Origin of the sequence: Microcoleus sp., from assembly GCF_041354475.1 — a bacterium.
Taxonomy (GTDB): domain Bacteria; phylum Cyanobacteriota; class Cyanobacteriia; order Cyanobacteriales; family Microcoleaceae; genus Microcoleus.
In genome coordinates, this window is sequence record NZ_JBGJZU010000003.1 from 12,518 (window position 1) to 37,039 (window position 24,522).

Below are 24,522 nucleotides of genomic sequence, written 5' to 3' on the forward strand. Positions count from 1 at the left end.
CAATAGCGTATTTATACGGATAATCTTTTCGCAACTACTGAGATAGATGGTTACGTAAAATCTGCCTGAGTCCGGTAAAAACTTGTGAGTGACAGTAAGCCCACCTACAACAAACCCAATAACCATATCCCTCCAGCACTTTAAGTAAGAAGCTGGGGTTCTAACAGAAGAGTCAAGTCAGCAAGGCTAAGCTGTACTTGAGCGTCTACAACCTATGCTAGCGCCTCAAGTATGTGTATAGGGCATTTTTTGAATAAATTAAGATCGATCGCCCACACCCTTTCGCCAAACCACTGAGATTTACCCGCGATTCAACTCTACCCTTTCGCCATAACGCAATAACATATCCAAACTATCCAAACGATTTTGCCAAGTTTGAACTTGATAGTTATTTTCGGCAGAATGCAGGCGCATGGAAGATTGAAATTGAGAGGAAAAACTCGCCAGCAATCTTTTAGCAATCGTTAAATTTTCGGGAGTGGGAGTGGCGGCTAGTTTGTTCAAAGCTTCGGCTAATTCTGTCGATCGACTTTGCAACACTTTCAATTCCGATTCCGACACCCGCAACTGATTGTTAGCCAACAAAAAACTCCATTCTTGTTTGAGCGCAGTATACCGCGAAACCGCTGCGGCAAAAGGCTGGCGATAAGGAATCGGTTCCGCAGCCGAAGTCGTTAGCGCCGCCCTAGTAGACGATCGCCCTCCCCGCCCTTGAGTACGATTAAAAAACGCCTGCATCCCGCTGCTAATACTTTCGGCAGCAAAAATAGCATAACCCCCAGTGGGCAAATCCCGCAAAGCCTGAATTTGGTCGATCGCCACCACTTCCGGGAGAGTCAACAACTTAACCGACGGAGAAATCAAAGCCGAACCGAGCATTTGTTCCTTAGCCAAAGGTTCAGTAATGCGTTGAAGTCGATTAGTATCCAAAGCATAAGTCATGGGCACAATCAAATCCACAATCCCCTGACGAGCCCAAACTTCCCAATTCTGCTGAATTTTGTAAATCCGTTGACTAGGAGGGTGCGGAAACACAGCCACCGACAAAATTGTCCGCGGATAATTGCGTCGCAACAACTGAGAAACTTCGCCAACAAAACTATTAATTTGATTAGTTTTAAACTCAACCCACTGCCGCCATAAATTACCATCATTAGGCGAAATCCTCATCGGATCTACCCCTGTTAATTGCTGAAACTGCTGCCTCGCCGCCGCACCATAACCATAGGTAAAACCCGCATTATCATCTTGAAAAGGATAGCGAATGTAGTCAAGTTGCAGTCCATCAACTTTGTAGCGGCTGGCAATTTCGTTAATTATTCGCAGCAAATAACTACGGGCTTCTGGATTAGCAGGATCGAGATAAAATTTACCATCATTAATATGTTGTATGCGTCCTTTGTTGTCAATATTTGCCCAATTTGGATAAGCAGAAAGCACCGGACCGGGATAGGAACTAGGCTTGCCAATCAGAGTATTGTGGCGTTTATTGCCCGTGGCAAAAGTCCAAATCCAAGCGTGCAATTCCATACCTCGCTCGTGGGCTAACTTCACCCCAGATTCCAGGGGGTCCCAGCCCACGGTGAGGGGGTTTTGTTGGGGTGCAACTTGACTGGGATAAATCGGATATCCGGCATTTAAAGTTTCAAAGAAAACGGTATTGATACCAGCGGCGGCGAGGCGATCGAACACTGCTGCTAAACCTTGTTCCGATCGAGCAGCCACAATCGTACCGCGATCGAGCCAAACAGCCCGAATTTCCGAACCCACCCGCTGTCCTTCCTGGGGATAATTTTGCCACAGCAACTGTCGGGCTTCCACCCACTGCTTTCTAGCCTCCGCGTACTTTTGCTCAGCCAGGAGTCTATCGAAACTTTGCAACACCTGTCGTGCACTGGCGATCGCCCTGGCTGTTCCCGCTAGCATCATCGGCGGGCGACTAGCAGCCTGGACTCCACCACTATTGCTTCCGGCCACCAGTTGAGCAGTATTGACAGCATTCAGATTCACAGCAGTATTCGCTGAATTAGCTGCTGTCAAGGCACTTTCAAACCTACCGAGGAGGTTAGTCAATTCTTGGCGCATTAAGTAGGCTTCAATGCTGACGATCGGCGCTGAGGAATTTATCTGCACATCCAAGCCCGCCGGTGCCGACTGATCCGAAGGGTCAGTAAAAGTTGTAGGTACGGGTTCGGGAAGGGGGAGAGAGGGAGAAAGTCTACTCAGTGGGGTATTGCGCGGACTTGGAGGGGTGTTTCTAGGAGTTCTGGAGGGGGGATTTGGGGATGTGGGTCTGGGGGGTGCGATCGCCGTTTGCGGTGGTATGGGGGAACCGACAGTGCCTCCCCAGCGGGCGATCGAGGCCCGCAGCCAAGCCGTGTCTACATTTGCCGAACCGTCGCTACCCCAGCGCCAGCCGAGATAGGTAGCGCGATCGGTAGCGATCGCGGCCGAAGAACCAGAACTATCCTTCCAGGTAGCAATAGTTTGACTGTTAGCATCAGCCGGAATCAAGACACCGCCTTGAACCAAGATATTTTTTTGTTCCACCGGCACCCAATTGCTAGAAGTAGTGCAAGCGAGATCTCGACAGCGGTTGCGGGGTTGAGGTGCCGCCGGCTGGGTTAACGGAAAAGCCCAATAGGCCCCAAGGAGCGATCGTAAAGATTGGCGCACCAAAGCCTGGGAACTGCGCCCCACAGGCCCGGAAGCAATCAATCTACCACCTTGTTTCGCCCAAGATTCTAAAACTTTAAGTTGGGCTGGACTCACCGTTTCAATATTGGGTAAAAACAGGACATTAACCCCGGCCAAATCTCCGACACTTTTGATTTCTTCGAGATTAATTGGTTTGTAAGCAATACCACTGTCCCAGAGTCGCGTGGTAATCTTGAGCCAGTCCGGGGAATTTTCGGAACTGCGAACTACACCCAACAGCACTTGGGCAAAACTGGGAGAGGGAAACCAAAGCGAGAGATTGAATAAACTAATCGCGAGAGTCCCAATTAATACCCTTTGCAAGAAAGTGAAAAAGCGAATTGTTTGAGCCTGGGAGCAGGCTACAGGAATTAGATCTGGCTTTTTGATTTGTTGCATTAATCTTCTGAACTACCCACCACACCAGTCGATCGATTTGAGATTTGAGATTGTAGATTTTAGATTAAAACCTGCGTTCAACTGTCCTATCGTTTCCGGTTGTATTGGAATGATTTAACCTTACTAGAACACTCTTGACACAGAGTCCGAGAATAGAGATCTCAATAATTCAGATGCTACCGGATTTGATATCAACTATCAACTGTCAACAGCCAACTGCCTACCCCCTCGCGAAGTCGAAGGAGCGACAGCCCACTGTCAACTATTCTTCAATTAGCAGCTTCATTCACCGGGAAACGATCGATTAACTGCATCGCCCGACAAGCATTCCGTCGCAAAGCATCAGATACGTGAGGAACATGAGGAATCTGAGACAAGAAATCCAAAGTGCGGCGCAAAATCCGCACCACATCCCCCTCATCCAAACTCGTATGACTAACCAATTCCAGCCATTCCACGCCCAGGGCCCACTGCTCAACCAAAGTCACCATATCTCGTTCCAGCCAAATCGGGATCGCAGCTTCATGTCGGTACTGCACTTGAAACAGCCTGCGTCGTAAGCCTTTTTGGAGATTATCCAAAGGTGCCAAAACCTCTGGAGATAGCGAATAGTGAGTCCAACTATCGGGTCTGGAAACCTCCGTCACCAAAGCTGCACAAGCAGCCGCTAGGTGGTGGGGGTCTAGTTCATCAAATTCCGCCGACATCAGGGACAAACCCAACCAGAGTTCATTATCCCCACGAATGGCAGCGCAAGCCTGACCCAATTCTGTAGGAACTAATCTTTCCCAGGTATCAGCCCCCTCAACATTGAGAGAAACTACCCTTTCCAAGCACCCGAAATTGAGCAAAATGTCAATTAAGTTGATAAATTCTTCCCAGTAGCGAGCTCGTTGCTTTTCTAAGTCCTGCAACCCTCTGCGTATTTCCTTTTGCAACTCTATCCTGCGTCGCTGGCGTTTGAGCAAAGTACCCGGATTGCCCCATTCTAAAACAGGGTGAATTTCTAGCTTAGCTTCAATGGCTGCGATTTTTTGTAGTTGGTCTTGAGCCTCGGTAGTCGGTTCCAGTGCCGGCAATTCTGGGATTGATTGGGCGATAGGAAGAGTTTCCTCAGTGCCCAAACGACACTGGCCTAGTCTCAGGGGCATTTCCGAGGGCGGGCTCATGGTATCGGCAACGCTCAAACGGGGTAATTGAGCATGGAGGCTAGCGACATCGCTAATGGCGACGACATACCAGCGGTTATCTTTGCCCAAACAGACTAAATTTGGAGCTTGGCCCGAACCTGGAATTTTGGCAACGAGTACAGCGGGTACGGGAGATGTGTGCGATCGTTTAGCAGTAGGAACGTGTTTACCTTTGAGGCTGACAATAGTTCCGAGCACCGCAAAAGCCACAGCCACGGACATCTCCTTCATCCGAGCTTCTTCAGCTTGCTGCAACAAAGTTTTGAGCAGGCGTTTCTCTTCCTTGAGTCTGCCCTGCAACTTTTCATAATGGGCGAGTTGTTTTTCCAAGTTAGCCACATCGCCACCAGCAGCCAGAGACTCCTCCAACACCGCCAATTCCGCTTGCAGCAGATCTACCTCGGCTTGCTGCGGCTGCAAGTACAAGGTAGAAAGATATTGACCAAAACTACGCTCTACCAGTTCTTGAGCTTCTTCGAGAGTGTGAGTTTGCAATAAATTCAGCACCATGCCGTAGCTGGGCGTAAACTGACTGGCGAGGGCGTCGGCTTTGGCTGTGGCCAAATAGGAGGCTTCCTTTGCCCCTTCAAACCGCGTCTGCACCGCTACTACGTGCCCCAGCTCGTCCATGCCCCGCCTGCCTGCTCTACCGGCCATTTGGAGGAATTCGGAAGCATTTAGGAGTCGGTGTCCTTTGTCGGTGCGCTTGGAAAGGGTGGAAATGACTGTGGTGCGGGCGGGCATATTAATCCCGGCGGCCAGGGTTTCGGTGGCAAATACGACTTTAATTAAACCTCTGCCGAAGAGTTCTTCTACTAAGCCTTTCCAAGCGGGTAAAATGCCGGCATGGTGGGCTGCAATGCCTTTTAAAAGTGCTTCTTTTTGGCCAAAGCGTTCTGCTTCGGGATTCCGTTGTAAAAAGTCGTCAATGATGCGTTTGAGTTCGGCGGTTTCGGCTTCGTTGACTAGGGAGAAATTCCCAACATCTGCCACTGCTTGGTCGCACCCACGGCGACTGAAGATGAAGTAGATTGCTGGTAGCATATCGCGATCGTCCAACCGAGACAAAACATCCCCCAAACTGGGAACGGGGATACTACCTCTTTCTAGTTTTTGCTGTTTCTTTTTGGGGACTAAACGGATGTTAGGTTTTTTGCCGCTCTCATCTAGCAGAGGAAATATCCCTTTTTGATTGGCGAAGTGAAATTGCAGCGGCACGGGGCGAAAGTCGGAGTAAACTAACTCTGTTGGTCCGTGGACTTTGTTAATCCAGTCTGTCAGTTGGGCGCTGTTAGCAACAGTGGCTGAGAGGGCGAGTAGTTGAATTTCGCTGGAACAGTAGATAATCGACTCTTCCCAAACAGTACCCCGCTGTTTGTCGTTCATGTAGTGACACTCATCGAGAACTACTGTTTCGACTCCGGTTAAGGAAGTACCCACAGCCCCGATCGGCGTACCATAGAGCATATTGCGAAAAATTTCGGTAGTCATCACCAAAATTGGAGCATCTCGATTAACGGAGATGTCCCCCGTCAGTAAGCCCACCATCTCAGTCCCAAATTGCTGGCGGAAGTCGCGCAGCTTTTGGTTGGAAAGGGCTTTGAGGGGAGTGGTGTAGAAGACGCGACGCCCCCGCGCGAGTGCTTGGTGGATGGCGTATTCGCCGATTAAGGTTTTCCCGGAGCCTGTGGGGGCGCACACGACAACGGATTTACCTGCATCGAGGGCGGCGATCGCCTCTCTCTGAAAGTTATCTAGCTCGAATGGGAATATGGTCTTCAGATCCAGCTCTGGGCGGTTCTGGGAGGTATCTGGCACTGGGATTATTATAAGGTTTTAGAGTAGGTGTGCTTCAATCTTGCTTACAGCAAGGCAGCAGAGGACTATGTTGATTGTGAACTACCCACCTGCCCGCGCGAGTACGCTATGACGGGGGCTTCCAACTTCAACCGGAATAGCATCTAGCAAGACCGAAGTCTTACCAGGTTGACTTACATTCCGTCCATTGGCAGCAGCACTAGTTCCTAATGCAAGAATCCGCAAGGCTTCATCCCTGATATTCCTTGCCGCATTGATATCTCTATCATTGCGACTATGACACTCAGGGCAATCCCAATGACGCAGGTTCAAGGGCATTTCCGATACTTTGTAGAGACAATTATTACAAGTCTTGGAGCTAGGGAAAAAGCGGTCTATCTCAATGTAGATTTTTCCTAATTTCTCAGCTTTATACTTGAGCATTGTCCCAAACATCCCCCATCCAGCATCACTAATCGCTTTAGCTAGACAAGGATTACGTACCATGCCTTTGACATTCAGATTTTCTACGGCAATGACTTGGTTTTCGTCCACTATCTTGCGGGATAGTTTGTGTAGAAAATCGACCCGGACTCTTTGGATTTTTGAATGAACTCTGGCTAATAATCGTTTAGCCTTATATCTTGTATTACTCCCTTTTTGTTTACGACTTAGTTTTTGTTGCTTACGCTTTAGATTGCGGCTATGCTTCTTGAGGTGCTTAGGATTCGCATACTTATTACCATCACTGGTTACAACCAAGTCTATCAGACCAACATCTAAACCAATAGCCTTGCCATTAGTATCACTTTCCGGTGTTTTTCGTCCATCATCAACCAAGAGCGAGGCATAGTATTTACCATCAGTATTTTGGGAAATAGTAACGGTTTTGACAGTGCCATCTAATGTTCTGTGGATTATGCAATGCACCTCGCCAATGATAGGTAATTTGATAGAACTTGTACCTACTTTGACATTCTGAGGATAACTAATAGACTGTCTACCATGCTTCGACTTGAAGCTAGGAAAACCACCGCGTTTGTCGAAGAAGTTCTTGTAAGCACTAGACAGGTTTAGTGCGACTACTTGGAGTGATTGAGAATAAGCATTTGTCAACCAAGGGTACTCTTTTTTGAGATTTGGGAGTAATCCTTGAATTACACTTCTGCTTAACCCTTTGCCCGTATCTTTATAGGTTTGCTGACACAGATTCAAACTATAATTCCAGAACCAACGACAACAACCGAAAGCACCCGCAAAATACGTCTGCTGCTCGGTGGTCGGATAGATTCGGAACTTATAGGCTTGATACATTATCGGCGATCGGCTTCTCTGGTAAGATTGTATCAAGGATCATATAAAAATGCAAAGAATTTGTTCGCTTCCTCATGCACCGCTCATCTACTGCTGGCTGCGCATCACATATAGTGAGCGGCGCAATCGTCTTCTCACGAGCCGCCCGTCCCACCGGAGACAGTGAGTACACCTATAGCGGGGGAATTCCCGTCTGTCTAGTTAAACCTTCTCTAGCAAATCGGCTATGTAAACTACCCGACGCTCATCGCTAGCCGATAGAGCGCTTGCTTCCAGTGTCTATTTAAACAAGGAAGAAGTCACCCACCCCTGCCCCCCGCTGCACGCTACCCCCCCCTGCCCCCCAAGGGGGGATGAAGGATGGCGGTAAATTCTGGAAGCAGGAAGTCAGGAATAAACTATGCCCAATTCCCAATTCCCAATTCCCGATTCCCGATTCCCGATTCCCGATTCCCACTTTCCTCCTCTATGATTCCTATTATTTCGACTATTCCTGTGGTGCAGCTTGCTTCGGGCGATCGACTTTCGCTGCAAGTCTATCAGTTCCAAGGTGCGATTCCCGGCAAAAAGGCTTATCTTCAATCTAACCTCCACGGCGCTGAGATTAGCGGTAATGCGGTTATTTACCAATTGATTGAGTTTTTTAGGTGTTTGGACTCCACTGAGTTAATCGGGGAAATTTGGCTAGTTCCTGTTTGTAATCCTTTGGGTGTCAACCAGCGATCGCACCATTTTTCCCCTGGTCGCTACAATCTTTATGATGGGGTAAATTGGAACCGAATTTTCTGGGATTTTGAAAAGCAAGGGGAAGATATTCTGGGTTTTGCTCAGTCTCAGATGAATCTGGATGCCGATACGGTTAAAGTTAATTACAGAAAAGCAATGGCTTTGAGTTTTGCCAAAGAGTTGGCAAAAATTAACGCTCCTAGTTGTCGCCCCTACAGGGAACTTTTCCGATACCAGCTACAATCTTTATGTTTGGATGCTGACTATGTGTTGGACTTGCACAGTTCCACAAATCAAAGTTTAGATTACCTTTATTGTTTTAGTTCTCGCGAGGAGAGTGCCAAAGCTTTTTTGCTCGATCGCGCCATCTGGATGAACGAGTATGATGGGGATGCTTTTGATGAGGCATTTCTCAAACCTTGGCTGGCTTTGGAAAGGATTTTAGCAGAGTTGGGGAGTCCGATTTCCTTTGATATTGAATCTTGGACTCTAGAATTGGGTTCGGGGATGGAAATCAATCCTGAATCGGTGGCGAAGGGGTTACGGGGAATCAAAAATTACTTAGCCAGTAAGGGTTTATTGAAAATAGATGGATTTCCGCTTCCCGAAACTGCGAATCATCAAGTCATTTTTACCCCCAAGAATTTGGTAAAAGAATATTACGCGCCTGCGGGCGGGATGATTCAAAATCGAGTGAAATTGGGGAGTTTTGTCAAAAAGGGCGATCGGCTTTATCAAATTCTGTGCTTTCACAAACATGGAGATTTTCCCACTTTAGTCGATGTTTGTGCTGAGTCGGATCTTTTTATTTTTGATGTTTCGACCAATCAGTCAGTAAATCAAGGAGAATATGTGTTATCTGTGATGACGGATTGATTTGTGTAAACACCATCGTAAAACCCAGACTTATTTGGTGAATAAGTCTGGGTTTTAGCTGTGATATACTAGGCAATAATTACTGACCTAAGTCGGTCTACCCTGAAAAATAAAATTCTAAAAATCGATTCAAGCCACCACAATACTTCAGGGAAAATTTCAGTTTTTTGACTCACTGTCAACAGTCAATAATCACTCTGGTAAAACTGGAACAGATTGGTTACAGTTCAAGAGTCTTGATGCGAGAGCATCAAAAACAACCCCCCCCAAACCGGCCATAAGCGCACACTGTCCATCGAAAGAGTCCGCCTTAATTCCCTTTCCCACAAAGCCCACAAACAATCCCACAACTGGGAGGTGAGCTGCTGGTGCTTTTTCACTAAAAGTGAGGTCGTTGTAGTAGAGCCTTTCGCCCTTTTTTAGCCAGCCCACTATGTAACGAAAAGTCTCCCAAACATCGCTATCATATTCACTACTTCCCCCCAGACTTTGATAAATACGATTTTGTACGCTAAAGCCAAAGTGACCGTTGGAATATTCTTCCCAAAGTTGGTCGATGGTATGCAAGTCCTCGCAGGGAAATTCTTCAATACTTTCTCTATCCAGCCATCCTTTTTCTTCGCATTTGGCAGCCCGCAGCATCAATTTAGTAGTTTCTTCGTCTGCCTCTTGCCACTTTTTAGCTTCTAACAAATTACGCAACTTGCTATAATCGATACCCACTGCTGATACTAACTTAACGTCATTAATTTGCAGTTTAAACATTACTAACTCCTACGTTTTTGGTGTTTGTTTATGGATATTTGTCAATCCCAAGTCTATCCTCTTAGCCCTCAGTTAATTGACCAGGATAATCCGATAATATTACTGTGGCGTAGCGATCTAGTCCCTAGGCGTTCAGCATTGATTGGGTCTGTGAAAGAGAAATTTGTTGATAGTGCCTACTATAGCTTATGTAACTCTAAATTTCATCAGTCTTTTAGGGTAATTCTGGTGATAGTTCCTTGACTAAAGCATGAGATGTTAGTTGTTAGAAAAACATCTTTTTCAGTAACCAGGGCTACTAAAAGTCGCTATTACACTGACGAAATATGACTACATAAGTTATAAAAGTCACAGTCAATTTGGGCAAAGCTAAGTCACTGATACATAGAGAAAATATTCTACACATCTTATACGCTCGCAGTTTATTGTCAACAGGATCGTATTGGGTGTAGTATCATTTTTAACCAGTAAGTAATCTTGCTCAAAAAATTTTTACTTGAGATTGGGCGATCGCCAGAACAAGAGTTGTGACGGAGATGATTGGGGGTAGGTTCCGGGGGTTCTGATTGGTGTCAAATTAATGACATATTTTTCTCCCAAACTAGGGTTGAATGAATATTCCGATCGCATTATGAACTCTCGCCGCCGTAGACAAAGGTCGATCGACTAAATTCCCTCCCAAATACAAACTCGTCGAACTTCCCCCATCCAAATTTAAAGCCTCCACAGCCCCCATTTGCTGCAATATCTGCGCGAGTTCGGCGAAATTTGGTCCCGCCCCCCCCGCCCGATTGTGCACGGTTACAATCAGCAAATTACCCGCTGCATTGTGTCCGATCGCACTCCTAATCGCCGTCTGTCTTACATAGGCATCGCTAAACCCTTCCGCCTGCGGATTCAGCACAACTCTACTGTTTTTTACCAACAATGGCCCGCCACCTACAATGTAAGGAAAAGCACTGAACTCTGACGGAATTGTCTGAGTTTCCAGACGTAATAAAGTGCCTGGTGTCAGTTGAGAGGCGATCGACAAATTGGAACGCAATGCTAAAATATAACCGTTGGCTGGTACTGGAAACGCTGTTTTTCCCGTCCCACCAGAGGGAACTTGCCCCACAACGCGATCGCCAACCACAGTCACAACTATCTCATTGTCAGAAAACGGAGTATAAGTCGTTCCCCAATCGGGATTGTAGCGGCCGATTCCAGCTTGCACGTAGGCACTATTGAGGTGAGAAATAGATAAACGTTGGTTTGTCGGAGTAATCAAGGTTTCTTGCAAAGTCAAACGGGCGATCGAGATTTCACCACCATCGTTCCAGGCGATCGCCCCTCGGTTCAAAATTGGGCCAGCCAGCCATTTGTTGTCGCGCCTAATTGCCCCTAAAGCTAACCGATTGATCCGATTAAAAAATCCCCCATTAATCGCAGCCGCCGTTCCCGAAAGTTCCGCTGTTTCCCTCAGAGGTGCAGTGCCTTTATCTGTGGGGGGATTGCTCAAAATTGGTCGAACTTTGAGGCCTGTTTGACGCGGATTAACTTCTAACGAAACAACGGGAAAACGCGCGCTTCCTAAGTTTTGATACTGTTGTCGCCACCGGACTCCCCGCGCCCAAACAATGTCTTTTTCTACTAGGGAATCTGGCCGGATATCAATCACTAATCGATGGGGACTTCCGAGGCTGAAAACTTGCGGACGCCAACCTAAAGGTATGGTGACTTTGACTCTGGTTTGAGTGTCGGTTGGTTCGATTTTTAGTGCTAGTAATTGTTTGCTGGTTTGAAAAGCGCGCTGAATTATGGCGGGTGCGATTTTGGCATCGAGGTCGATCGACCATTGTTGACCGATAATTGGCGCAGATGGTGCTACCGGGAGCGGGAGGGCTGGTTTGCTGGGGTCGTCTGGTGTTTCGAGGTTTGGCGCTGGGGGGGTTTTAGTCTGGGGAAGAGTGGGCTTTGTGGGGTCGTCTGGAGTGTCTCTAGGTGTGGGTGTTGGGGATGGGCTTGGGGTATCGACAATGTTAACTTGCCACGGAGCACTGCGATCGAGGTCTACCACGATGCGATCGCCCCATTCTTTCTCTGCTTGCCGCACTCCTGTAACATTTGCCACTGGAGATGTGATGCTCAAAGTATTACCATCGGCAGATATCCGCCAACCCGCAAGTCTGGCAAAATCTGTGATATCTAAGTAACGATATTGTCCCTGCGATCGCGCTGTTATACTTTGATCTGCCGTTAAAGATACTGAAAACCACTGTACGGGCTGTTTAGTATTATCGGCGGTGTTGAGCAAATCGACTCCGGCAGATTGCATTAAGCCAATGTCGGCAATCCAAGTTCGGATATTCGGCGATATGCTATTTGCGGGCTGTTGTGTCCAAGCTAGGGGAAGGATGCGCCCGTTGAGAGAGATTTGGCGGCCTTGTTTGATTGTGGCAGCGGGTGGTGGGGATTGAGTCAAAAAGCGAGAGTCCGAGTCCGACAGGGGTTGAAACCCCTGTCTCATAGCTGAAGTCCTCTGAAGAGGACTATTGAGGGGTATTTCAGTCGGTTTTAACCGACTTTCCCTATTAGCCAGGGAATTCATGCCTTGGGGGGCTGTGGAAGCATCCATCAGCCCAGCCTTCTCCCACTCAAAGCGAGAGTCCGACAGGGGTTGAAACCCCTGTCTCATAGCTGAAGTCCTCTGAAGAGGACTATTGAGGGGTATTTCAGTCGGTTTTAACCGACTTTCCCTATTAGCCAGGGAATTCATTCCCTGGCGGGCTGTGGAAGCATCCATCAGCCCAGCCTTCTCATTCTCTGCTTTCCCCGCAAGATTCCAGGCTAAACCTAGGGCGATCGCCAGTATGGGCGCAATCGAGACTCTACTGTGCATTTTTTTTACCTCTGATAACTTAAAACAATTCACGCTCAAACACGCCATACAGCACAATGGTGAAAATTTCTGATTTTATTGATAAACTTAATTTCTTTGGCTGTGTAGTTGGCTGTAGTTAGCTGCATAATATTAAGACATGGTTTCATTGGTGGTGCAGCGCACTGCAAGACTGATGGAGGGGATTAAGTAAAAAAAAACACAAAACTCGATGGCCTGCAATTTACCTGGTTGCAAGGCTGCGATTTTCCAGAGAATAACTGTGTTTTTTAACAGCAGGGTATTCTATGAGACATCTCGGAGGCGATTCGATCGAGATAATTAAGAAACTGCAAACAGGGTTTCAGAGCTAGGTACTGGCAGTATCAATGTAATTTTTTATCAAATCTGCTGGCTTTGGCTGTTTGAAGGTTTTCCCGACTCCCAGCGCTGGGTGGCCTTCTGTTTTCAAGTTATAACGAATCAACCACACAATCACCGAAATAGTATTCAATCAACATGGGCAACACGAGCGATCGAAATCAAAATCAAAATCAGGGTCATCGAGGAATTCCTTATGCCGGTCAAAGCTGGCTAATCGAAGAAAGAGATGCTTGCGGTGTGGGCTTCATTGCTAACCAAAGCGGCCAAGCTACTCACTCCTTAATTCAAAAAGCTTTACCAGCCTTAACTTGTCTGGAACATCGCGGCGGTTGTAGCGCTGACTCCGATTCCGGTGACGGTGCTGGTTTGATGACCGGAATTCCCTGGGAATTGTTGAATGCTTGGTTCGCAGAACAGGGAATAATCCCTCCCAGACAGGAAAATTGCGGCGTGGGAATGCTGTTTTTGTCTCAAGATGAACACCAAGCAACTATCGCGCGACACGTAGTTGAGGAAAACCTGCAAGCGCGCGGGCTGACACTGTTGGGATGGCGAAAAGTTCCTGTTGACCCGAAAGTTTTGGGTCCCCAAGCGCTAGAAAATCAACCTCAAATCGAACAAGTAATCGTTAGTTCACCCAGATTACAGGGCGACGAACTCGATCGCCAGTTATTTCTAACCCGTCGCGCCATCGGACACACCCTGTCCAATCTCGCGGACTTCACTCGCCAAGACTTTTACTCTTGCTCTTTTTCCTGCCGCACGATCGTATATAAAGGTATGGTGCGATCAGCCGTATTGGGAGAATTTTACCTAGACCTGAAAAATCCCGCCTACAAAAGCGCCTTTGCAGTATATCATCGACGCTTCAGCACCAACACCATGCCCCGCTGGCACTTGGCTCAACCGATGCGCTTGCTGGGACACAACGGCGAAATCAACACGCTGTTGGGCAACATTACCTGGATGAAGGCGCGACAAGCCAATTTAGCTCACCCCAATTGGAGTGAAGCTGATATCGACACATTCAACCCCATTGTCAATTCAGAAAGCAGCGATTCGGCAAACTTGGACAACGTGATGGAACTGCTGGTTCACTCCGGCCGTTCTCCCCTGGAATCCCTGACAATTCTGGTGCCGGAAGCATACAAAAATCAGCCGGATTTGGCTTCCTATCCCGAAATTGTCGATTTTTATGAGTATTACAGCGCTATTCAAGAACCTTGGGATGGTCCGGCCCTCCTGGTGTTTAGCGACGGGAAACAAGTAGGTGCTACTCTCGATCGCAACGGTTTACGGCCAGCCCGCTACTGCATTACTAAAGACGGTTTGGTGATTGTCGCCTCCGAAGCAGGTGTCGTCGATATTCCAGAAGCAGATATTGTCGAAAAAGGCCGTTTAGGGCCAGGACAAATGATCGCAGTCGATTTACAAAGTCAGGAAATTCTTAAAAATTGGGAACTCAAACAGCGGATAGCCAAGCGACATCCCTACGGTGAATGGTTGCAACAACACCGAGAAACCTTGGAACCACAACCTTTTGCCGAAAGCCCAAGCCTCGACACCCAAACGCTATTAGCCACTCAAACTGCTTTTGGCTACACCGCTGAAGATTTGGATATGGTGATCGTGGAGATGGCGAGCTCTGGGAAGGAACCCACTTTCTGCATGGGAGATGACATTCCCTTGGCTGTGTTGTCAGAAAAACCTCAGTTGCTGTACAACTATTTCAAACAACGGTTTGCTCAAGTCACCAATCCACCCATTGACCCCCTGCGCGAGGGGATGGTGATGTCTCTGACGATGAATCTGGGATTGCGGGGTAATTTACTCTCAGCAGCGCCGGAAAACGCCAAACGGCTGAAAATAGATTCTCCTGTACTCAACGAAAATGAATTGTCTTGGTTGCAAGAGCAAAAGTCTTTCCCCGCTAAGGTGTTGTCAACTTTGTACCACATTGTGGCAGGCCCGGAAGGTTTGAAAAATGCCGTGGCTCAACTTTGTCAAGAAGCTGCTGAGTCGGTGCGTTCGGGAGCTAAAATTTTGATTCTGAGCGATCGAGCATCGAAGCAAACCCCCCCCAACCCCCCCCAAGGGGGGAATGAAGAAGGAGGTTTGAGTGCAGAATGCACTTATATTCCACCTTTCCTAGCCATTGGTGCGGTACACCACCACTTGATCCAGGAAGGGCTGCGGATGAAAACTTCCCTAATTGTCGATACCGCCCAGTGCTGGAGCACTCACCATTTTGCTTGTTTGATCGGTTACGGTGCGGCTGCTGTTTGTCCTTATTTAGCACTCGAAAGCGTGCGCGGTTGGTGGGCTGACACCAAGACTCAAAACTTGATGAAACACGGCAAAGTAGCCAATATTACGGTAACAACGGCTCAAGCTCAATACCGCAAAGCGGTGGAAAATGGGCTGTTGAAGATTATGTCGAAAATGGGGATTTCCCTGCTGTCTAGCTATCAAGGCGGGCAAATTTTTGAGGCGATCGGCATTGGCGGCGATTTGCTAGATTTGGGTTTCAAAGGCACTGTGTCTCGCATCGGCGGTTTGACGGTGGCGGAACTAGCCCACGAGGTGATGTCTTTCCACTCCCAGGCTTTCCCGGAATTGAACGCTAAAAAGCTGGAAAATTACGGCTTTGTTCAATATCGCCGCGGTGGCGAATATCACATGAATAGCCCGGAAATGGCCAAGGCTTTACACAAGGCTGTGACTAGCTTTAAGTCAACCCGCCCCTACCCCCCCCAAGGGGGGAATGAAGAAGGAAGCAATGGTAGCGGTAATGGGGCTGAACCAAAAATGGAACCAATTGGTTCCAAAAATGCCGAAACTGCCTACGATCACTACGAGGTTTACAAGAAACAGCTTGAAACTCGCCCGGTGACAGCTTTACGGGATTTGCTGGACTTTGCGAGCGATCGCCCTTCGATTCCCATTGAACAAGTAGAATCTGTAGCAGATGTTGTCAAACGTTTCGCCACTGGCGGAATGTCCCTCGGTGCTTTGTCCCCGGAAGCCCACGAAACCTTAGCCATTGCCATGAACCGTATCGGTGGCAAATCCAACTCCGGTGAAGGTGGCGAAGACCCTGTTCGATACAATGTCCTCAAGGATGTCAACGAGGCTGGCTTGTCAGCAACTCTGCCTCACTTGAAAGGTTTGCAAAATGGAGATACCGCCTCAAGTGCCATCAAACAGGTAGCTTCTGGGCGTTTCGGCGTGACTCCAGAGTACCTGATGAGCGCCCAACAGATCGAAATCAAAGTGGCCCAAGGTGCGAAACCGGGTGAAGGCGGCCAATTGCCAGGGCCGAAAGTGAGCCAGTATATTGCCTTTTTGCGCCGCTCGAAACCTGGTGTCACCTTGATTTCCCCCCCTCCTCACCACGATATTTATTCGATCGAGGATTTGGCACAGTTGATTTTTGACTTGCATCAAATCAATCCGAAAGCCGGAGTTTCCGTCAAGTTGGTGTCGGAAGTTGGCATTGGTACTGTCGCTGCTGGTGTTGCCAAAGCCAATGCTGATGTGATTCAAATTTCCGGCCACGATGGTGGCACTGGTGCTTCTCCACTTAGTTCGATTAAGCACGCAGGTTCTCCGTGGGAACTCGGATTGACGGAAGTTCATCGGGTGCTGATGGAAAACAAGCTGCGCGATCGGGTTTTACTCCGCGTTGATGGTGGCTTCAAAACAGGCTGGGATGTGATTGTAGGCGCTTTGATGGGCGCCGAAGAGTATGGGTTTGGCACCGTGGCAATGATTGCTGAAGGCTGCATTATGGCCCGCGTTTGCCACATGAATACTTGTCCCGTCGGCGTTACTACCCAGAAGGAAGAGTTGCGGAAGCGTTTCCCCGGTACGCCGGAACACGTAGTCAATTTCTTCTACTTTGTGGCCCAAGAAGTACGCAGTTTGTTGGCAAAATTGGGCTATAAGTCGATCGCAGATATTATTGGCCGCGGTGATTTGCTGACAATGCGGGCTGGGGTGAAGTTGACCAAAACTCAAGAGATTAATTTGGATTGTTTGACCAAATTACCTGATACTAAGACCGATCGCTCTTTCTTGATCCACGGCGACGTACATACCAACGGGCCAGTGTTAGATGATGATTTGTTGGCGGATGCTGAAATTCAAAGCGCGATCGCCAATCAAACCAGTGTTACTAAGAGTGTAAAATTGGTGAATACCGATCGCACTGTCGGCGCAAGAATCAGTGGTGCGATCACCAAGCAATACGGTAACACCGGTTTTACTGGACAAATCACCCTCAACTTTACTGGTACGGCTGGTCAAAGTTTCGGCGCATTCAATTTACCGGGGATGACTTTGGTACTGGATGGCCAAGCCAATGACTACGTTGGTAAAGGAATGCACGGTGGTGAAATTGTCATCAAACCGCCCATGGATGCGACTTATGATGCTTCCGAAAATGCGATCGTTGGTAACACTTGCTTGTACGGCGCAACGGGGGGAACTCTGTTGGCGGCGGGTAAAGCTGGGGAACGGTTTGCAGTGCGTAACTCCATGGCGAAAGCTGTCATTGAAGGTGCCGGAGATCACTGCTGCGAATACATGACTGGTGGCGTGATTGTCGTGTTAGGAAAAGTCGGCCGCAACGTCGGCGCTGGTATGACTGGTGGCTTGGGTTATTTCCTTGATGAAGATGGGACTTTCCCAGCTCATGTCAACGGGGAGATTGTCAAGATGCAGCGGGTTTGTACGGCTGCTGGTGAGTTGCAATTGAAGGAGTTGATTCAGGCTCAGCGCGATCGGACTAACAGCAAAAAAGCCGCTAAGATTTTGGCAAATTGGGCCGAATATTTGCCTAAATTCTGGCAAGTTGTGCCACCGAGTGAAGCGAAATCGCCAGAGGCTTCGGAACCAAAGATTGCTGTGGAAGCCTAATTTTGCAGCTAGTTAATTAGATAGTTCTGATGAAGAGAGGAATTGATATAATATAAAAACCTCTCTTCATCGTCCTGTATTAAACTCTCTCTTCTCTTCCTTCGCGTACTTCGCGCCTTCGCGGTTAAATCATTCCGATCCAAGCGGAATTGATATAATTCGATATTACTGATGCTCGTTGCATCCAGGATTGTGAGATTAATGACTTATAGCAACCGCATTAGCGGTTGCTATAATTAACAGTTTCTAACCGCGATTCTTGTCCGACCAAATACGAGTTGGCAATCCCCAAACATAGACAAATCCTTCCGCGGCCTTGTGGTCAAATTCGTCTTCAGCACCGTAGGTTGCTAAGTCGAAACTGTACAAGGAATTTTCGGATTTGCGGCCGACAATGGTGGCGTTTCCTTTGAACATTTTAATCCGCACAGTTCCAGTTACTCGCTTTTGCGTGTCCAGAATGAATGCGTCTAAAGCTGTTTTTAAAGGATTGTACCAAAGGCCGTTATAAATCATTTGGCTGTAGGTTTCTTCGATGCCGCGTTTGTATCGCGTCACATCTGCTGTCAGCGTCAAACTTTCTAAGTCTCGGTGGGCGTGCATCAATACTAAAATCGCTGGAGTTTCGTAAATTTCCCGCGATTTAATCCCCACTACCCGGTTTTCAATCATGTCAATCCGGCCGACTCCGTGGTTTCCAACTATTTCGTTGAGTTGGGTAATTAAGGCAACTGGTGATACAGTTTCGCCGTTGAGAGTGACAGGATTACCTTTGTCAAAACCGATTTCAATATATTCGGGTTTGTCGGGAGTTTGCTCGATCGCCTTTGTCATCAAATAAACTTCCTCTGGGGGTTCCGCCCAAGGATCTTCCAGAATGCCGGCTTCAATTGCCATTCCTAGTAAGTTGCGATCGATACTGTAAGGTGAAGACTTTTTCACGGGGGATGGAATTCCACATCTCTCCCCGTAGGCGATGGTTTCTTCCCGGCTCATTTTCCATTCCCGCGCCGGTGCTAAGATTTTAATCTTGGGATTTAGTGCGCCGATCGACACATCGAACCTTACTTGATCGTTTCCTTTACCTGTGCAACCATGGGCGATCGCATCTGCACCATATTTTTCGGCAGCTTCCACTAACAGTTTAGCAATCAGCGGGCGAGCTAGAGCAGTCGAAAGTGGATAGCGATTTTCGTAAAGTGCGTTGGCTTGAATTGCTGGAAACGCATAATCTTTGACAAATTCTTCAGTAGCATCAATCACTAAGGATTCCGAAGCACCGGATGCTAACGCTTTTTTGCGGATCGGTTCTAATTCGTCTCCCTGTCCCAAATCCGCAGCCAGAGTAATGACTTCTTCTACACCCCACTCATTTTTGAGGTAGGGAATGCAGACGGAGGTATCGACTCCGCCGGAATATGCTAGCACAACTTTTTTAGCGCGACTCATCGGTATGTAGATCCTGTATTTTACTCACATCTTGCACCATTTTGAATCAGCCTTTCGGGGTTCGCCAGAGGTCCACTCCCCAAAAAAATCTATTCTTGTGGAACAAGCATCTTGCCTGTTCTGGAAAATGGTGCAAGATATCAGATTTAACCAACTTTGTATTATGCACCTAATTTACATCGATTCTTGTCAGGAATAGTACAGATTTAGATATTCTTTTTTGATCTAGTTGGCTGTTTATCAGTATAATTGCTGCGAAAAATCTGCTACGGTGGGAGACGGTAGCTGTGGCAGTGGGGAAAATCCGTGTTTTTTAGTGTCGTGATTCCGACGTACAATCGTAAACAAATTTTGGCGAAATGTCTACGAGCTCTGGAAAACCAGCAGTTTGGTAACACGATCGCACAGTATGAAGTCATTGTAGTAGACGACGGCTCCACAGATGGTACGCTGGAGTGGTTAGCTGCTCATGGGGATGAGTTGTCTCATGTGCGATCGATCGTACAGTCTCACCAAGGCCCAGCCGCTGCGAGGAATCTGGGGGTGGAAGATGCCAAGGGCGATACGATTATTTTTATTGATAGCGATTTAGTTGTGACTGAGCATTTTTTGCAAGCTCACGCAGAAGCTTTGTTACAAGGATACAAGGAGAGCGATCGGGTTTTTACTTACGGCAGCGTGATCAATACCTGCAATTTTGACAATCCTACCTCGGAACCCTACAAAATCACAGATTTTTCCGCCGCTTATTTTGCGACGGGAAATGTGGCCATCGCCCGTCACTGGTTGATGGATGCTGGATTATTCGATACTCGCTTTCAACTGTATGGATGGGAAGATTTAGAGTTGGGAGTCAGGTTAAAAAAATTAGGCTTAAAATTGATTAAATGTCCGGCCGCCGTCGGTTATCATTGGCATCCGCCCTTTAGTTTAGACCAAATCCCCGGTATGATCGATCGAGAAATTCAGCGGGGAAGAATGGGAGTTTTGTTTTATCAAAAACACCCTAGTTGGGAAGTGCGGCTGATGATTCAAATGACTTGGTTGCACAAAATACTGTGGGGAGTTTTATCTCTGGGTGGGCTGCTGAATGAGCGGAGGATGTCGCCTTTGTTACAGTGGTTAATCGATCGAGGTGATTCCCAGTTGGCTTTGGAAATAGCTCGGATTTTTCTGAATTGGTATAATGTGAAAGCGGTATATGCTGCTTACGATGAACTGGAGGCGAGTACCAGTATAAAATAGTGAAGTAATCGCTCTAATTCAATGTCAGATTATCTTCTGTTAGATGCCCACAGCACTTAATCTGCTACGGGTATCTGCCTAGGGTGCATTTTAGCCGTTGCTCGCTGAAGAAATGCTTTATACCAGTAAATATACTGATATAAAGTATTTCAAAATCCTCAAACCATCAGAATGGGACAAGCAACAGTAAGAATTCTAGTGGAAAGTAATTTTGAGAAAGCTCGATCGACTGTGATGACTTACTGAAAAATGCAAATATTTTTGATACAATTAATCAGTGTATATGGGTGTCCTCTATTTGCCATCTGCCCCATAGTCCCAGAGACTCCAACCACAGGTAAGTCGAAGTTGTCAGTAACTCAAGTCTAAAGACACGCTCGCTTGCCATAAAAGCAGTTATCGCTGGTGCACTATGGGGTTTAAGAGTTTTAAATTTACCTCCTTTTATGCAAACAAAACTGGATACCAAGTTGATGGAAATCTGGACATTTAACTTGCCCTACCTCAATCAAATCCTACAAATATTTGACCTTAAATCAAAAATAATTACTCCCCACAAGATTGGGAAATATTAAACAATTTACATACCTAAAAAAACCTACTTAAAAGGGGTTATTTAATGAACAGAATAGATCAAAAAAGAATTGCTATAAAAAAAATTACCACAGTAAACAATTCCTTGAAACCAAACATTTTACTGGTAGATGATAGCCCAGAAATATTGCATCTTTTTTCCACACTATTGTCTAAGCTTGGGTACAAAGTCCGACCAACACGAGATGCTAATTTGGCTCTAAAATTTGCGCTCAGAAATCCGCCAGACTTGATATTGCTGGACATTATGATGCCGGAAATGGATGGCTATGAAGTCTGCGAAAAACTCAAAGCTTGCGAGCAAACAAAAGATATACCTGTGATTTTTATCAGCGCTTTAAATGAAGTATTTGATAAAGTCAAAGCTTTTTCCCTGGGGGCTGTAGACTATATTACCAAACCGTTTCAGCTAGAAGAAGTGGTAGCTCGCATCGAAAGTCAACTGAATCTCCGTCGTCTTTCTCAACAAGTATTAGTCCAAAATACGCTACTTCAAGTAGAAATTGAAGAACGCAAACGCACCGAATCCGAACTGCGAGAAAGCCAGCGGTGGTTGTCTGCAATAATTCAAACTAATCCTAATTTATTGTACGTTTACGATTTAATAGAAGACCGAAATCTTTATCTCAACCGCGAAGTTTCTACCGAGCTAGGTTATACCTTGGAAGAAATACAGCAGATGCCAGGAGCCTTAATTTCTCAACTAATCCACCCTGATGATACCGCTGCATGGTCAGCACACCTAGACCAACTTGAGCAAGCAAAAGACGGGGAAAGCTTTGAATTTGAGTATCGACTCCAGCACAAAAACGGTGAATATTGGTGGTTTTTCAGTCGAGATACCGTATTTGCTAGAACTGAAGATGGCAAACCTTGTAAAATTTTGGGAACTGCAACTGAAATTAGCAGTCGCAAACAAGCAGAACTGGAACGTAAAACAGCATTGACTGCTTTAGAAAGGCTGATTAAGCAAAGATTTTTGCTAGAAACCATTACTCTAGAAATTCGCTATAACTTAAACCCGGATCAAGTCTTTCAGACAGCCGCCGCCCAAATTGGTAGAGTTTTTAACGCTGATTGCTGTTTAATTCACACTTACATAGTAGACCCTCCTTGTATTCCTTGTGTTGCTCAGTATCAAAAATTAGGAGTAGAATCCCTAGCCTTGATGGATGTAGAAATTCCCATTTATGACAATCCTCATGCTGAATTTGTATTATCTCAAGATAAAGCTGTAGTGTCTGAGGATGTTTTTACGGAACCGTTGCTAGAATCTACCAGGCATTTAGTCGAACAAATAAATTTAAAATCTATGATGGCAATTCGTACCTCCTATCAAGGAAAAGCGAATGGAATCATGGCATTACATCAGTACGATGGTCCTCGAAGTTGGACGCAAGATGAAGTCAGATTATTTGAGTCCGTGGCGGCACAAATGGGAATTGCCATCGCTCAATCTCATCTTTTGCAACAAGATAAACAGCAACGAATTCAACTTCAAAAAAGTGAATCTAGTCTAGCAGCAGCCCAAAAACTTGCGAGGCTAGGGAGTTGGAAATTTGATCCCTTAGCCCAGAAATATAGTTGGTCTGAAGAAGTATTCCGCATTTTTGGTTTCGATCCCGCTCAACCTGAACCCCCCTATGCCCAAATCGACCAGATGTATCATCCCGATGACAAAGAGTGTTTTATGGAAACTGTAAACCGGGCTATTTCAGACAGAAAACCCTACAAACACGAGTTACGAATTTTGCATGATGATGGTCAAGTTCGATATATAGAAGTGAGGGGAGAAGGTGTTTTTAATGAAACGGGGGAATCGATTGAACTCTTAGGTACGGTAATGGATATTACTGAACGTAAACAAGCAGAATTAGCTCTCAAAATTAGTGAAGAACGTTTTTATTTAGCCTTTGAAGCTAGTGCCATGGGATTGTTTGATTGGAATATTGCAACCGGAGAAGTATATTTTAATCAGCAGTGGAAGACTATGTTGGGCTATGAAGTAGACGATATTAAAAATACTCTTAAATCCTGGGAGGAACTGGTACATCCAGAGGATTTTCCCTTGACTCAAGAGGCGTTGGCATCTCACATTTCTGGGAACAGTCCACTTTACGAAGTAGAAGTTAGGATGCTGGCCAAATCTGGTGAATGGAAGTGGATTTTGGCTCAAGCTAAGGTAATGGAACGGGATTATGCGGGGAATCCGCTGCGGATGACTGGCACTCATATCGATATTAGCGATCGCAAACAAGGAGAAGTGGCTTTGCGAAGCAGCGAACAACGAGAACGGGAAAAAGCCCAACAGTTAGAACAAACTTTAGAAAAATTAAAAGGCACTCAATCTCAGCTCATTCAAGCAGAAAAAATGTCAGGTATCGGGCAAATGGTGGCGGGAGTAGCCCACGAAATTAATAACCCAATTAGCTTTATATATGGTAATATTAATCCAGCTACAAGATATGCGGGAGATTTGCTAAGCTTAATAAAATTATATGAGAAATATTATCCTGAACCCGCTCTAGAAATTACCGATAAATTAGAAGAAATAGATGCAGAATTTATTGCTGAGGACTTTCCGAAAATATTGGGTTCTATGCAGGAAGGTGCTAACAGAATTAAGGAAATTGTGTTGTCTTTGCGAAATTTTTCGAGACTTGATGAAAGAGACCGCAAATTAGTAGATATTCATGAAGGGATTGAGAGCACTTTAGTAATTTTGCAGCACCGATTGAAGGAGCAGCCAAAACGTGGGGAAATTGCAATTATTAAAAAGTACGGAAAACTGCCCCAAATTCAGTGCTATCCAGCTCAACTCAATCAGGTTTTTATGAATATAATTTCAAATGCGATCGATGCTTTGACAGACTTAGCAACTGATAGCAACGATGACATATCTATGGAGATTCGCATTACTACGGAAGTCTGTGGGGAAAATCAAGTATGCGTGCGTATTGCTGACAATGGACCCGGAATTAGTGAGGAAATTCAGTCGAGAATATTTGACCCATTTTTTACTACTAAACCAGTGGGTAGTGGTACTGGTTTGGGATTGTCGATTAGTTACCAAATTGTCAAAGACAGACACTGCGGTGAATTGAGATGTTATTCCGAAGTTGGTAAGGGTACGGAATTTGCGATCGCAGTCCCAATTGTTTGAAGCAAGGAAGAAAGCAGAGGGAAGAATTTGGTGAGTCCCTGGATGCTTTGTCAAGGTTTCATTACTTGTCTGCCTTGAAAATTTTAATCTAAATAGGTTTTTATGTGATATAATTAAAAGTTACTTTTTTCGCCGTGAGATGT

10 protein-coding genes are annotated in these 24,522 nt (G+C 46.3%); 4 read left to right on the plus strand and 6 right to left on the minus strand.

The window, feature by feature from the left end:
• Positions 1–300 precede the first annotated feature (300 nt).
• The 3 genes from ACBR23_RS01500 to ACBR23_RS01510 all read right to left on the minus strand — a co-directional run bounded on the left by ACBR23_RS01500 (position 301) and on the right by ACBR23_RS01510 (position 7,397).
• On the minus strand, positions 301–3,096 hold the full coding sequence (locus ACBR23_RS01500) for a family 10 glycosylhydrolase (RefSeq protein WP_371118426.1): 2,796 nt from the start codon (positions 3,094–3,096) through the stop codon (positions 301–303).
• Between the two features lie 269 nt (positions 3,097–3,365).
• On the minus strand, positions 3,366–6,104 hold the full coding sequence (locus ACBR23_RS01505) for a DEAD/DEAH box helicase (RefSeq protein ID WP_371118427.1): 2,739 nt from the start codon (positions 6,102–6,104) through the stop codon (positions 3,366–3,368).
• Between the two features lie 81 nt (positions 6,105–6,185).
• Complete coding sequence (locus tag ACBR23_RS01510; RefSeq protein ID WP_341737587.1) at positions 6,186–7,397, minus strand: RNA-guided endonuclease TnpB family protein; 1,212 nt, start codon at positions 7,395–7,397, stop codon at positions 6,186–6,188.
• Positions 7,398–7,865: 468 nt separating this feature from the next.
• Between ACBR23_RS01510 and ACBR23_RS01515 the strand changes: the two genes are divergently transcribed.
• Positions 7,866–8,999 carry a succinylglutamate desuccinylase/aspartoacylase family protein gene (locus ACBR23_RS01515; protein WP_371118428.1) on the plus strand — a complete coding sequence of 378 codons (1,134 nt, stop codon included), beginning with the start codon at positions 7,866–7,868 and terminating at the stop codon, positions 8,997–8,999.
• A 192-nt stretch (positions 9,000–9,191) separates the two neighbouring features.
• Here ACBR23_RS01515 and ACBR23_RS01520 read toward each other — a convergent pair whose 3' ends face one another.
• Together ACBR23_RS01520 and ACBR23_RS01525 are read right to left on the minus strand one after the other, a co-directional pair.
• Positions 9,192–9,764: a GUN4 domain-containing protein gene (locus ACBR23_RS01520; RefSeq protein WP_371117393.1), complete on the minus strand. Its 573-nt coding sequence runs from the start codon at positions 9,762–9,764 to the stop codon at positions 9,192–9,194.
• 601 nt (positions 9,765–10,365) lie between these two features.
• Positions 10,366–12,645 (minus strand): phosphodiester glycosidase family protein, encoded by a 2,280-nt coding sequence (locus ACBR23_RS01525; protein ID WP_371118429.1) that lies wholly within the window; start codon positions 12,643–12,645, stop codon positions 10,366–10,368.
• Positions 12,646–13,143: 498 nt separating this feature from the next.
• Here ACBR23_RS01525 and ACBR23_RS01530 point away from each other — a divergent pair, with 498 nt between their 5' ends.
• A complete protein-coding gene (locus ACBR23_RS01530; RefSeq protein ID WP_371118430.1) occupies positions 13,144–17,928 on the plus strand; it encodes a glutamate synthase-related protein in 4,785 nt (1,594 codons plus the stop codon).
• 246 nt (positions 17,929–18,174) lie between these two features.
• Here the strand turns inward: ACBR23_RS01530 and ACBR23_RS01535 are convergent, their stop codons facing one another.
• Positions 18,175–19,377 carry an argininosuccinate synthase gene (locus tag ACBR23_RS01535; RefSeq protein ID WP_371117389.1) on the minus strand — a complete coding sequence of 401 codons (1,203 nt, stop codon included), beginning with the start codon at positions 19,375–19,377 and terminating at the stop codon, positions 18,175–18,177.
• A gap of 306 nt (positions 19,378–19,683) precedes the next feature.
• Here ACBR23_RS01535 and ACBR23_RS01540 point away from each other — a divergent pair, with 306 nt between their 5' ends.
• Both ACBR23_RS01540 and ACBR23_RS01545 read left to right on the plus strand, forming a co-directional pair.
• On the plus strand, positions 19,684–20,622 hold the full coding sequence (locus tag ACBR23_RS01540; protein WP_371117388.1) for a glycosyltransferase family 2 protein: 939 nt from the start codon (positions 19,684–19,686) through the stop codon (positions 20,620–20,622).
• 619 nt (positions 20,623–21,241) lie between these two features.
• Positions 21,242–24,379 (plus strand): PAS domain-containing protein, encoded by a 3,138-nt coding sequence (locus ACBR23_RS01545; protein WP_371117387.1) that lies wholly within the window; start codon positions 21,242–21,244, stop codon positions 24,377–24,379.
• Positions 24,380–24,522: the final 143 nt, after the last annotated feature.